Source organism: Candidatus Desulfofervidus auxilii (genome assembly GCF_001577525.1).
Taxonomy (GTDB): Bacteria; Desulfobacterota; Desulfofervidia; order Desulfofervidales; family Desulfofervidaceae; genus Desulfofervidus; species Desulfofervidus auxilii.
In genome coordinates, this window is record NZ_CP013015.1 from 1676722 (window position 1) to 1688193 (window position 11472).

Here is an 11472-nt window from a genome sequence, read left to right on the forward strand (position 1 = left end):
TTGCTACCTCCTATAAAATTTATTTAAACCTCATCTTCAATTCATACACCTCTTCAGTAACTCTTTTTTCAATCTCAAATCCCATTTTTTCAAACAGATGAAGCATTGGTGTGTTTTCTGGAAGCACTTCTGCCGTGAAGCCCAAAAGTCCCTGTTTTTTTGCTAGATACGTCAGATAAGAGAGAATTTCCCTACCAATTCCTCTATTTTGATAATCATCCCTTACTACAAGAGCCACCTCTGCAGTATGCGTAGTGGGGTCTATGGTATATTGTCCTACTCCTAAAATTTTTTCTTTTCCTTTTTGTTTTATCACAGCTAAAATCACCATTTCTTTGGTATAGTCAATAACAACAAATTCCTGCAAACGTTCATGTGGCATATCTTTTCTCTGAGACATAAACCTATAATATAGACTTTTATCTGATAGAGAATAGAAAAACTCTTTCAATAAAGGCTCATCGGTTAGTTTTACAGGCCTCAAAAAGATTTCAAGTCCGGTTTTAGTAGTTCTATAAGTTTCTAGGTCTTCAGGATATTCCCCTCCTTTTCCAGTTATGTATGCCTGGTCTTTATATATTAGATTTAGTTTTTTTGCTTCCTCAATGAGCCATGGTCTAAATTTTGGATGGGCTATGGCGATTAACTCCATAGCACGTTCTCTGATATTTTTCCCATGTAGATATGCTATTCCATATTCTGTTACCACATAATGAATATCACCTCTATTTAGGGTAACGCCCGCTCCCTCTTTAAGGAAAGGCACTATCCTTGAAAACTTACCATTTTCTGCTGTTGATTGAAGAGTAAGAATTGTTTTACCATTGCGCGCTAAAACAGCACCTCTCATAAAATCGGCCTGTCCTCCTATCCCACTGTAAAATATTTTTCCTATGGATTCTGCACTTGCCTGTCCAGTAAGATCTATCTCCAGAGCACTATTTATGGCAGTCATGTTGTCATGCTGGGCTATAATTAAAGGATTATTTGTATAATCAACGGTTCTGAATTCTATGACAGGATTGTCATGTAAATATTCATAAGTTTCTTTTTTACCCATACAAAAAGTGCCTATTGTCTTTCCCCGATTAATGTTTTTTTTCGTGTTATCAATAACACCTTTTTGCATCAATTCCACAATTCCATCACTAAGAAGTTCTGTATGGACGCCTAGGTGTTTTTTGTCATAAAGATTAGCCAAAATGGCATTGGGTATACTTCCATATCCCACTTGGATAGTGTCTCCATCCTCAATAAGACTTGAAACATACTTTCCAATTCGCTGAGCAGTTTCAGTATCTGCCTCAGATTTATATTCCAGTATAGGCTCATCATGAGGAATTATAAAATCCACATCTTTAATATGAATAAATCCATCCCCATGCACTCGTGGCATATTTGAATTCACCTGAGCTACAACCAATTTAGCAGTTTCTACAGCAGCCTTAGTAATATCAACACTTATACCTAAGCTCATATAGCCATGTTTATCTGGGGGAGATGTTTGAACTAAAGCTACATCAATAGGTATGACTCCACGATAGAATAAATTAGGAATTTCTGACAGGAATATGGGTGTATAATCGGCAAGTCCTTTATTAACTGCATCTCTAATGTTGTTTCCGATAAAAAAGGAGTTATGGCGAAAATTTTGCTTGAATTTTTCGTCAGTGTAAGGTGCAACGCCAAGGGTCCATACTTGCAACACCTCGGTATCCAATAGAGCCTTTGGATAAGACTTTACATAATTTATAAGAGCACTAACGAGGTATTGAGGCTCACCACACCCTGTCCCCACGAATATTTTATCCCCTGGGTGGATATAGCTAAAAATCTTTTCTTCTGGTGCAAATTTTTCGGGATAAATCTTGTTCATTTGGTTTATTTTGCAATTTTAGTTAAACCCGTTTGAATCATTATTTTTATGGTTAAACTTCACCGGTACTTTTAACTCCATCCGCTGTAATAATTCATTATATAGCATTTTAAAATAATTTTACAAATTTGATTGAATAATTATCACTGTTTTATAAAATGGTTAGAGACATAGTTATCTAGAAAGTGGTCCCGCTTCATCTAATATCAGTGCCATAGCAAAACTCAAAAGTCCAGGGGCAATCCAGTCAAATTCTTCCCTTTCTTTTATGGATAATCCCTTTCTTACTTTACCAATCAGGGTTTTGAATTCTTTAAATTCTTCAAGACTAAACACCTTTTGGATAGCGATTTTATTTAAATAAAATTTAATTATTTCCTTTTCTTCTGGGTCTAAGACTTGTTTTTCTATATTTTCCAAAAGCTGATTAAATTTTTTTAAATGTAGCTTCATTTCATGATTTTTTTAAAAAATTATAAAGAATAGTCAAGTACCCAAAATCCGCGATTGATTTTTGGATAAAATTCCAACCTGCCTGCAGGCAGGCGGGCCTGCCCCGACGGCCGTGTCTGCCCCTGCCCGCAGACAGGCGGGGGCAGACAGGTTTGTGGGTTTTCTTTTAAAGTTATCACGGATTTTGGAGTCTTTATCCTGCCTCCAATGTCATTTTTATGTGGGTAAATTTTTTTCAATGACTTTTGAAATAAAAAGGTTGACTTTTTCTTAATACTATGATAATCAGAGGAATAATTTTTCAATGAAAAAGGAGCTAAAGGAGTTTTTTCGTGAGTTTGCCAAGCTGGGTGCATATACTACTCAGATTGGAGTGGCAATTGTATGTGCCACTTTTATTGGGCTTGCAATTGGGTACTATTTGGACAAATGGTTAAAGTTAAATTGGCCATTTCCTCACTTTTTGCTAGTGCTTTTTTTAATCTTTGGAGTAATTGCTGGTTTCAGAAGTGTATTTATTATAATGAAACGCATAGAGCGGGAGGAGAAGAAAAAGGGAATTTGATGTTAGAAGACAATTTTAACAGTATCCCAGCCAATCTAAAAAGGAGAAATTGGATAATTTTGGGTTTTTTACTTCTTGGCTCTGTTCCCTTTCTTTCTTGGCGTTTTAGTATGGGTGTATTGATAGGTGGTGTCTTAGTTAACCTAAACTTCCATTTTTTACATCAGACATTAGTAAAGACCCTTATGGTAACTAAGACAAAGGAAGGTGTGGTTGCAAAGTATTTATTTCGCCTCCTTATAACAGGAATAGTCATTTTAGTGGTGCTTATTAAGAACTGGGTGAATATATTTGGTTTACTATTAGGGCTTTCAGTAGTAGTAATCAATTTAACCTATTTAGCCCTGAAGGAAACAAAGGGAATAGTTTTAAAATAGGAGGTAGCAATGGAACATCCAATTTTGTTTATGACAGTATTATTTGAAAAAATAGGCCTGGGGGCATTCGCCCATCACTACCCTCAGGTCATAAATAGCTGGTTGGCAATGATTATCTTAATTGTCCTTGCTTTCCTAGTAAAACCCAAAATTGATCCCTTTCATCCTCCAAGGTCTCAAGTAATTTGGGAAACAATCATTAAAGGAATAGAAGACTTCACTGTAGATATCACAGGGGAAGAAGGAAGACCCTATTATCCACTTGTAGCGACGCTGTTTATATATATTTTCCTTTGTAATATAATGGGGCTTGCCCCAGGACTTATGGCACCAACCGCAAATTTGAATACCAACCTATCTATGGCTCTAGTATCTGTGATTTTTGCTGAATTTATAGGATTTAAAAAGCATGGGGTGAAATATATCAGGCATTATACAGGTCCTATTCTTCCTCTGGCACCTTTATTTATACCTATTGAAATCATAGGACGTCTTGCCAGAATCCTTTCTTTGACTTTCCGACTTTTTGGAAATATCGTTGCTAAAGAATTAATTATCGGTCTTTTGATTTTCTTAGCCGGTGCCTATTTAGCACCAGTCCCTTTATATTTTTTGTTTATTTTATTATGTTTTATTCAGGCTTTCATATTTTATATGTTGAGTGCCATGTATCTTGCTGGCGCACTTGAAGAAGCACATTAAGCGGAAGAAGGCCGCAGATTATAAAAAATAGAAAGGAGGTGGAAAGATGAGCAGAAATAGAAGAGCAGTTGTTTTGACAGCCATGTTTGTGCTAATGTTATCGAGCTTGGCATTCGCTCAGGAACAAATGAGCGCAGTGGGGCTGAAGTTTTTCATTACCACTGTATTTGTGGCAGGCTTTGGTATCGCTATCGCAGCTTTCGGTGGTTCCCTGGGTCAAGGTTGGGGTCTTCAAAAGAGTGTGGAAGGTATTGCTAGAAATCCAGAGGCCTCAGGTAAAATCACGGTTACCATGTTGATTGGTCTGGCCATGATAGAATCTCTGGTTATTTATACCCTAGTTGTCGAACTGATTCTCCTCTATGCCTATCCTATGGCCAAGCCACTTGCCAAGTTTGTTGGTTTAGAAGTAGGTTAATTTCTTTAAAAGGGGTTGGTGAATTTGCCAACCCCTTTTTCATTTCACAAAAATGTTTGCATCAAGCTCCAAGGTAGTTCTTGCTGAAGACAATGAAAGCATCGCTAAATTACTTTTGCTTATCTTAGAAGACCACAATTTTGAGACAAAATGGGTTTTTTTAGGAAATAAGGTAATCACTGCCTGTCTTGAAAAAATCCCTGATTTAATTATTTTAGACCCAATTCTGCCAGACAAGGACGGTTTCGAGTTATTGAAAGAGGTAAAAAATCATATAATCTTACGTGAAATACCCATTGTTCTCATTTTAAACGAAGACAAACAAAAGGGGCGTTTTTTGCACTTTTCCCCTTTGGATATTTTAGTCAAGCCTGTGAATTTAAATGAACTTTCTTTAAAAATCAAAAATTGGGTTGGGGTTTTAGAAAATCAAAAAACCTTAAAGAAAAAGGCTATGACCGATGCCTTAACAGGCTTACTGAATGACCTTGCCCTAGAAAAGGAGTTGACTATTGCCTGTTATTATGCTGAGAAATTTGGAAAAAACTTTTCTACCCTTATGATTGATATTGATTACTTTACTAAATATAACAACATTTACGGACATCGGTTTGGAGATAGTTTGCTTCAAACTCTGGCTGTTTTCTGGAAAGGTGCCCTCCGTCCTACTGATGCTATATTCCGATATAAGGGTCCATCCTTCGTAGCTATCTTGCAAGATACACCTTTAGAACAAGGGATAAACGCTGCCGAGAGGTTGCGTCGCATCACTTATGAAAGGAGTTTACCCCATCAGCAGGGACTCAACAACGTTGTTACTATTAGTATCGGAGTCACCGCTTTTAAGAAAGGCGATACTCCAGGCATAATCTTACATAGGGCTGCTAGTTACTTAACCAAAGCGAAAAAGTCGGGTAGAAATGTGGTAAAATCAGGAATATAATTCATATCCAGCCACTATTTATTAAATAACCCCCCTTTCCCCCGCCTTCAGGCCCAAGTTCAATAAGATAATCTGCTGCCTTTATAATTTCGGGATGATGTTCGGCAATGATAACCGTATTCCCCTTTTCAATCAGCTTATCCAAAAGAGACAACAAATGGTTTATGTCTTCTAAATGAAGTCCTATGCTGGGTTCATCTAAGATATAAATAGTTTCTCTCTGAGTTCCTGGTATTAATTCTCTAGCTAATTTTAATCTTTGGGCCTCTCCACCAGAAAGGCTAGGGGCAGGTTGACCCAGTTTTAAATACCCTAATCCTACTTCTATCATAGTATAAAGATACTTTTTTATAGAAGGTATATGGCGAAAAAACTCATAGGCTTCTATAACACTCATATCTAAGACTTGGGCTATATTTTTTCCTTTAAATATAATTTCTAAGGTATCCGGATTAAATCGCTTTCCTTGGCAAGCATCACAGGGGATAAAGACATTTGGTAAAATACCCATTTCTATCTTTACTACCCCTTCTCCCTTACAAACCTCACACCTGCCTCCTTTAACATTAAGGCTAAATCTTTCTGCAGTATAACCTCTAGCTCGGGCCTCTGGTATTTGAGCAAACAATTGTCTTATATGAGTAAAAACCCCTGTATAGGTAGCAGGATTAGACTTGGGTGTTTTTCCAATGGGATGAGCATCTATTGAAACTACTTTTTTTATTTTTTCTATTCCTTTTATATCTATCGTGAAATTTACTCCTTTTCCCTGAAGTTTCTGTTTTAATCCCTGATAAAGCACATTGATTATTAAACTAGTTTTGCCACTTCCACTCACACCACAAATGCAGGTAAGACAATTTAAAGGAATGGAAACAGTAATATTTTTAAGATTATGGGCAGCGGCTCCTTCTATCACCAAATAATCTTTTTTCTGTAGATGTTTTTTGCGGGAAAGTTTTTTTCTTCCTGAAAGATACTGACCTGTGAGTGTAGGGCTCTTTTTTAATGCTTCAGAATTGCCTACAAAAACAATTTCTCCACCTTTCTCTCCTGCCCCTGGTCCTAGTTCTATCACATAATCTGCATTTAAGATTACTTCAAGGTCATGTTCTATCACAATTATGGTATTGCCTAATGCCTTTAACAGTCTTAGAGTAGAAATAAGCCTTTTTACTTCCTTAGGATGAAGACCAGTAGTGGGTTCATCCAAGACAAAAATCACATCACTAAGAGTATTTATAACATACAGAGAAAGGATAAGCCTTTGATACTCACCGCTAGATACCTGGGTGATACTCCGGGAAAGGGAAAGATAATTTAAACCTATATTTAATAATTGAGTTATTCTTTTTTCCATTTCTTCTAAGATAGGAGAGGCAATACGTCTTTGCCTAGAAGATAAATTAAGGCCTCTTAAAAAAATCATTAGGTCTTCTAAAGGTAAATTGGAAACAGAGAAGATGTCCTTGCCCCCAATTTTTACTGCTAAGGCTTCTGTTTTTAACCTTTTTCCTTCACAAACAGGACAGATTTTTTCTCCCTTTTTACCCAATCCCTTACAGGCAGGACATGCACCTAAAGGAGAATTGAAAGAAAAAAAGGCAGGAGAAATCTGAGGGAAAAAAAATCCACATTGGGGACAAATAGGGGCCAGTGTAAAAAATAATGTTTTTTTATCAGGGCGTTCTATGGTTAAAATATTTCCCAGTCTGAAGGCCAATTCTACTGAATCCCTAATTCGTCCTTTTATACCCTCCTTAACTATAATGCGGTCAACCATTATTTCTATCCTCTGGCCTTTATCTGGAAACCTCTCTTCAGTCATATCATACACACAGCCATCTATCCTTATTTTGGTAAATCCTTCTTTTAAATATCTTTTCCACCATTGTTTTTTCTTTTTAGGAAAGATGGGAACTAAGAAAGTTAATTTTTCGCCTTTAGGTAAATTTAGAATTTCCTTCACTATTTCAGGCACAGTCCAAGTAAGTAAGGGGAAATTACAGGAAGGACAATGAGGTATGCCAATTTTAGCATAAAGAACTCGTAAAAGGCCATATATCCCTGTCAAAGTCCCTATGGTAGAGCGGGAATTAAATGGGGTTGGATGTTGTTTTAGACCCAATGTGGGTGAAAGACCAGTAATCTCTCTTACCTTTGCCTTTTCAAATCGGGGTAAAAGTCGATTGCCCCCAGGTAGAAGTGTGCTCAAATATCTTCTTTGTCCTTCTTTATATATAATATCAAGGGCTAAACTAGATTTCCCTGAACCACTTACACCCGTGATAGCAATAATCTTTTGCTTTGGGATAGTAATATCAAAACCCTTTAAATTATGTTCGGCGGCACCTTCAATTATAAGCTCAGACATACTTATTTGTCTTCTAAACCTCTCTTTTGCATTCTATGCATACGTAAGGCTTCTCTCATCATTCTAGGAAAACGCTCCATAAACAACACATATTTCCCTATTTCTCTTATAGAAAACACCTTAGAAAGTGCCTTTATTTCTTTTCCCTTTAGCTCTGCAAGTTGTGCATCTATTTCTTTAACTTCCTTTATAAGCTTAGTTAACTCCTCCTCAGGGATAGCCGGATTTTCTACTTTCTCTTTTAAATTCTTTAAAATCTGTCTTCTTTTAACAAGTATTTTTTCTCTCTCATCATCGTATTTTTTCAGGATATTAAACACCTCTGTTGCCCTTTCCCCTTCTAAATTAAACTCTTGCATTAATTCCCAGTTTCTTAAAGTGATAACCTGTTTTTTGACATCCTTAAACGTCCTAAACGATTCTCCCCAGGAAATACTCATTGTTGCTAAAACACAAATTAATAACATTACTAATTTTTTCATAACTATCCCTCCTTTGTTTTATTTCTTGAACCTCATCTAGTAAAGAAATCCAAGGGTCTGAAATCCCCCTCATAACATCAGCTTCATTTTCTTCTTCAAAATCAAATAAATTAACCTCTTCCCATGTAATATTAGGTGTCCCCCCAACTAATAAAAAAATATCTTCTCTTTCTAATGAAGTCCTTTTATGGACAATAGGTGAAATAAACACCACCATAAGCAATAAAAAAGCCATAGCTATTCCTAACCCAAAACGCCAGTTGAAACCCCATTTAAAAAAAGGAGACTTTATTCCCAGTGTCTTTCTCAATTCTTCTCTTATTTCCTGGCGCAATGATAATTCTTCTTTTTCTATTTCTTCCTTTAAAAGGAATATTCCGTTAGTAATAGCCTCAAATTCAGAGCGACATTTAGGGCAGTGCTTAAGATGGGTATTTAATTCTTCTGGCAACTCCTTTTTTTTCCCCCAATAATTACTCAAGCTCTCCCAAAATTCTTCACATTCCATGTTAATCCTCTCTCAACAATTGTTTTAAATTTCTCACACCAAAATAAAAATTGGTGCGGGCTGTTTCCGGTTTAAAATCGAGGATTTCACTAATTTCATTGAAACTAAGTCCCTGAAACACCCGTAAAATGATTACTTCCTTCTGTCTTGGAGGTAGTAAAGATAATGCCTTTTTTGTCTTTTCTTTTAAATCTCTTTTTATTACTTCTTCCTCAAAAGAAGTAGCTGGTTCCCTATCTGTTTCTAAGGATATAATTGACTTCTTATTCTTTAAATAATCCCTACAAAGATTTAAGATAATTTTAAAAAACCAGCTCCGAAAACGGTTTCTTTGTCTTAGAGAACTTAATCGTTTAAAGGCTTGAATAAAGGCTTTTTGAGTAATATCCTTTGCCTCCTCCCTATCATTTGCTATGGCCCTTGCTAAACAATAGGCTTGGGGTTGATAACGCTTCATCAATCTTTCAAATCCCTTCTCATTTCCTTTTAAAAATTCTGCTATCAATTCTTCATCTGTCATATCTGTTCTATAAATTAGACCATAATAATTATGAAAATGTTTAAAAGATTTTTATAAACATGACAATCACAAAAAGAGATTAGTCATTTATCTTTTTAAAAGACCGTTTATTGGTATAAATTGTCCGTTCAAATACTTGCAAAATTGTATATTTTATAATATTCATTATAATATTTTTTAAATCACAACAGGAGGAAAAAAATGGCAGAGGAAAGAATTTATGAGGAATTTGAGCACTATTTGACACCTCCCTCTTGGAAAGATCGCGTCTGGGAAATTGAAGAATACAAGGCTTTTTATGAAGAAACAATCAAAGACAAAGAAAACCTTGAGAAGTGGTGGGCAAAATGGGCAAATGAGCTTCCCTGGTTCAAGAAGTGGAATAAGGTTCTCGATGATAGCAATCCTCCATTTTATAGATGGTTTGTAGGAGGAGAAACAAATCTAGCTTATCTTTGTTTGGATCGCCATATTGAAGAGGGAAGAAAAAACCAATTGGCCTTGATTTGGGAAGGAGAACCATGGGATGAAATGATTAGAAGACCTAAAGAAATCAGAAAATTTACTTATTATGACCTTTATCGAAGGTCAAATCGTATTGCTTATGCCTTGAAGGAAAAATTGGGGGTAAAAAGGGGTGAGATTTTGACCTTTTATTTACCCATGATTCCTGAACTCCCACTTTACATGCTAGCTGTTCAAAGGTTAGGGGCCAAACATAGCATTGTTTACAGTGGATTCAGCGCCTTTGCCCTAGCTCAAAGGGCCATGGCTGCTGGTTCTCGCATAATTGTTACGGCAGATGCCCTATATAGAAATGGGAAAATAATACCTTTAAAGGAAATTGTGGATGAGGCCATAGAAATATGTGAAGAAAAGGGTCATAAGATAGAGCATGTAATTATGGTCAAAAGAACCAATAGAGCAGCTATACCCTGGATTAAAAAGAGAGATATTTGGCATCACGAGTTTATTAGATATATTTCTGAGAATGCAAGAATTGAACCAGTAAAGTTAGGTTCTGAAGATATGTCCTACATCCTTTACACATCTGGCACAACAGGCGCTCCTAAAGGTGCGCAACACAGTATTGGTGGATATGCAGTGGGGCTTTATACCACTATGAAACTCATATTCGATATAAAGGAAACAGATATTTACTGGTGTGCAGCGGACATAGGTTGGGTAACGGGGCATTCTTATATCGTGTATGGTCCCCTTATAACCGGTACCACAACGCTCATGTATGAAGGAGCACCAACTTATCCTGGGCCGGATAGATGGTGGAACATCATAGAAAGATATGGAGTAAATGTGTTTTATACCTCTCCTACCGCTATTAGAATGTTAATGAAATTCCCATTAGACTATGTGAAAAAACACGATTTATCTACGATAAGAATCTTCCATTCTGTAGGAGAGCCAATCAATCCAGAAGCATTCCGTTGGTATTATAAAAATATAGGTAAGGAAAACATTGTGGCCTCCAGCACCTGGTGGATGACCGAAACAGGCCAGATGTTAACAGGGCATTTTCCAGGCCTGGGAAAAATCTTTCCTTTAAAACCAGGCACAAATGGTTACCCTTTACCTGGTGTAAAGATGGAAGTATTGGATGAAGATGGGAATCCCTGTAAACCTGGAGAAAGAGGTTATTTTGTCATCACCAATCCCTGGCCAGGGATGTTTATGACATTATATCAAGATGACCAGAGATATATTGATGTATATTGGTCAAAGTTTTCTAAAGACAACAAATGGCGCTTTTATACAGGAGATTTTGCAGTTAAAGACCAAGATGGATATTTGTGGGTTTTAGGAAGGGCAGATGATGTGCTTAATATTGCCGGTCATCGTGTTGGCACTGCTGAAGTGGAATCAGCAATGGTCATGCACCCAGCGGTAGCTGAAGCAGCTTGTGTAGGTAAACCTCACGAAATTAAGGGAGAAGTAGCCTTTGTCTTCACTGTGCTTAAACAGGGATTTGTGCCCAGTGATGAGCTTGTAGGAGAACTGAGAAACCACTTAAGAAAGACCATTGGCCCTATAGTGGCATCAGATGCTACTATTCTCTTAGTAGATATGGTACCTAAAACCAGAAGTGGAAAAATCATGAGGAGATTGTTAAAAGCGGTGATCACTGGTCAAAAACTAGGAGACGTTACCACTTTAGAAGATGAAAGTGCTATTAAAGAGGCAGAAAAGGCCTATGAATACCTAAAAACAACCTTGGAGAGAGAAATGGCTTAATAAA

Annotated in this window: 12 protein-coding genes; 6 read left to right on the forward strand and 6 right to left on the reverse strand. The window is 36.7% G+C overall.

Annotation, left to right across the window (positions count from 1 at the left end; all coding sequences use genetic code 11):
• Window positions 1–19: 19 nt before the first annotated feature.
• Window positions 20–1876: a GNAT family N-acetyltransferase gene (locus tag HS1_RS08415; RefSeq protein ID WP_066063861.1), complete on the reverse strand. Its 1857-nt coding sequence runs from the start codon at window positions 1874–1876 to the stop codon at window positions 20–22.
• A 174-nt stretch (window positions 1877–2050) separates the two neighbouring features.
• Window positions 2051–2329 (reverse strand): hypothetical protein, encoded by a 279-nt coding sequence (locus HS1_RS08420; protein WP_066063864.1) that lies wholly within the window; start codon window positions 2327–2329, stop codon window positions 2051–2053.
• 304 nt (window positions 2330–2633) lie between these two features.
• Here HS1_RS08420 and HS1_RS08425 point away from each other — a divergent pair, with 304 nt between their 5' ends.
• The 5 genes from HS1_RS08425 (at window position 2634) to HS1_RS08445 (ending at window position 5334) form a co-directional block, all read left to right on the forward strand.
• Window positions 2634–2894: an AtpZ/AtpI family protein gene (locus HS1_RS08425; protein ID WP_066063868.1), complete on the forward strand. Its 261-nt coding sequence runs from the start codon at window positions 2634–2636 to the stop codon at window positions 2892–2894.
• Entirely contained in the window at window positions 2894–3271 is a 378-nt protein-coding gene (locus HS1_RS08430) for an ATP synthase subunit I (protein WP_066063874.1), read from the forward strand. Before HS1_RS08425 ends, HS1_RS08430 begins: the two co-directional genes overlap by 1 nt.
• Before the next feature lie 9 nt (window positions 3272–3280).
• Window positions 3281–3973 carry a F0F1 ATP synthase subunit A gene (gene atpB, locus HS1_RS08435; protein ID WP_066063877.1) on the forward strand — a complete coding sequence of 231 codons (693 nt, stop codon included), beginning with the start codon at window positions 3281–3283 and terminating at the stop codon, window positions 3971–3973.
• Window positions 3974–4100: 127 nt separating this feature from the next.
• Entirely contained in the window at window positions 4101–4391 is a 291-nt protein-coding gene (atpE, locus tag HS1_RS08440; protein ID WP_066066533.1) for an ATP synthase F0 subunit C, read from the forward strand.
• 52 nt (window positions 4392–4443) lie between these two features.
• On the forward strand, window positions 4444–5334 hold the full coding sequence (locus HS1_RS08445) for a diguanylate cyclase (protein ID WP_066063882.1): 891 nt from the start codon (window positions 4444–4446) through the stop codon (window positions 5332–5334).
• Between the two features lies 1 nt (window position 5335).
• On the opposite strand, the gene HS1_RS08450 is transcribed toward HS1_RS08445, so the two are convergent.
• Genes HS1_RS08450 through HS1_RS08465 form a run of 4 tightly spaced genes read right to left on the reverse strand, consistent with a single transcriptional unit; the run spans window position 5336 to window position 9218 of the window.
• Window positions 5336–7708, reverse strand: coding sequence for an excinuclease ABC subunit UvrA (locus tag HS1_RS08450; protein WP_066063885.1), 2373 nt, complete (start codon window positions 7706–7708; stop codon window positions 5336–5338).
• Between the two features lie 2 nt (window positions 7709–7710).
• The gene (locus tag HS1_RS08455) at window positions 7711–8190 is read right to left on the reverse strand and encodes a hypothetical protein (RefSeq protein WP_066063890.1); all 480 of its coding nucleotides are present in this window, start codon (window positions 8188–8190) and stop codon (window positions 7711–7713) included.
• Window positions 8120–8698, reverse strand: a complete 579-nt coding sequence (locus tag HS1_RS08460; protein ID WP_066063893.1) for a hypothetical protein — start codon at window positions 8696–8698, stop codon at window positions 8120–8122. Before HS1_RS08460 ends, HS1_RS08455 begins: the two co-directional genes overlap by 71 nt.
• Window position 8699: 1 nt before the next feature.
• Complete coding sequence (locus HS1_RS08465; RefSeq protein WP_066063896.1) at window positions 8700–9218, reverse strand: RNA polymerase sigma factor; 519 nt, start codon at window positions 9216–9218, stop codon at window positions 8700–8702.
• A gap of 201 nt (window positions 9219–9419) precedes the next feature.
• Between HS1_RS08465 and acs the strand changes: the two genes are divergently transcribed.
• On the forward strand, window positions 9420–11468 hold the full coding sequence (acs, locus tag HS1_RS08470) for an acetate--CoA ligase (protein WP_066063902.1): 2049 nt from the start codon (window positions 9420–9422) through the stop codon (window positions 11466–11468).
• Window positions 11469–11472 lie beyond the last annotated feature (4 nt).

Excerpts from the sequence above, each read along its gene's own strand:
- HS1_RS08415 (WP_066063861.1), bottom strand. The coding sequence starts at position 1,876 with ATGAACAAGATTTATCCCGAAAAATTTGCACCAGAAGAAAAGATTTTT.
- HS1_RS08420 (WP_066063864.1), bottom strand. The coding sequence starts at position 2,329 with ATGAAGCTACATTTAAAAAAATTTAATCAGCTTTTGGAAAATATAGAA.
- HS1_RS08425 (WP_066063868.1), top strand. The coding sequence starts at position 2,634 with ATGAAAAAGGAGCTAAAGGAGTTTTTTCGTGAGTTTGCCAAGCTGGGT.
- HS1_RS08430 (WP_066063874.1), top strand. The coding sequence starts at position 2,894 with ATGTTAGAAGACAATTTTAACAGTATCCCAGCCAATCTAAAAAGGAGA.
- atpB (WP_066063877.1), top strand. The coding sequence starts at position 3,281 with ATGGAACATCCAATTTTGTTTATGACAGTATTATTTGAAAAAATAGGC.
- atpE (WP_066066533.1), top strand. The coding sequence starts at position 4,101 with ATGAGCGCAGTGGGGCTGAAGTTTTTCATTACCACTGTATTTGTGGCA.
- HS1_RS08445 (WP_066063882.1), top strand. The coding sequence starts at position 4,444 with ATGTTTGCATCAAGCTCCAAGGTAGTTCTTGCTGAAGACAATGAAAGC.
- HS1_RS08450 (WP_066063885.1), bottom strand. The coding sequence starts at position 7,708 with ATGTCTGAGCTTATAATTGAAGGTGCCGCCGAACATAATTTAAAGGGT.
- HS1_RS08455 (WP_066063890.1), bottom strand. The coding sequence starts at position 8,190 with ATGAAAAAATTAGTAATGTTATTAATTTGTGTTTTAGCAACAATGAGT.
- HS1_RS08460 (WP_066063893.1), bottom strand. The coding sequence starts at position 8,698 with ATGGAATGTGAAGAATTTTGGGAGAGCTTGAGTAATTATTGGGGGAAA.
- HS1_RS08465 (WP_066063896.1), bottom strand. The coding sequence starts at position 9,218 with ATGACAGATGAAGAATTGATAGCAGAATTTTTAAAAGGAAATGAGAAG.
- acs (WP_066063902.1), top strand. The coding sequence starts at position 9,420 with ATGGCAGAGGAAAGAATTTATGAGGAATTTGAGCACTATTTGACACCT.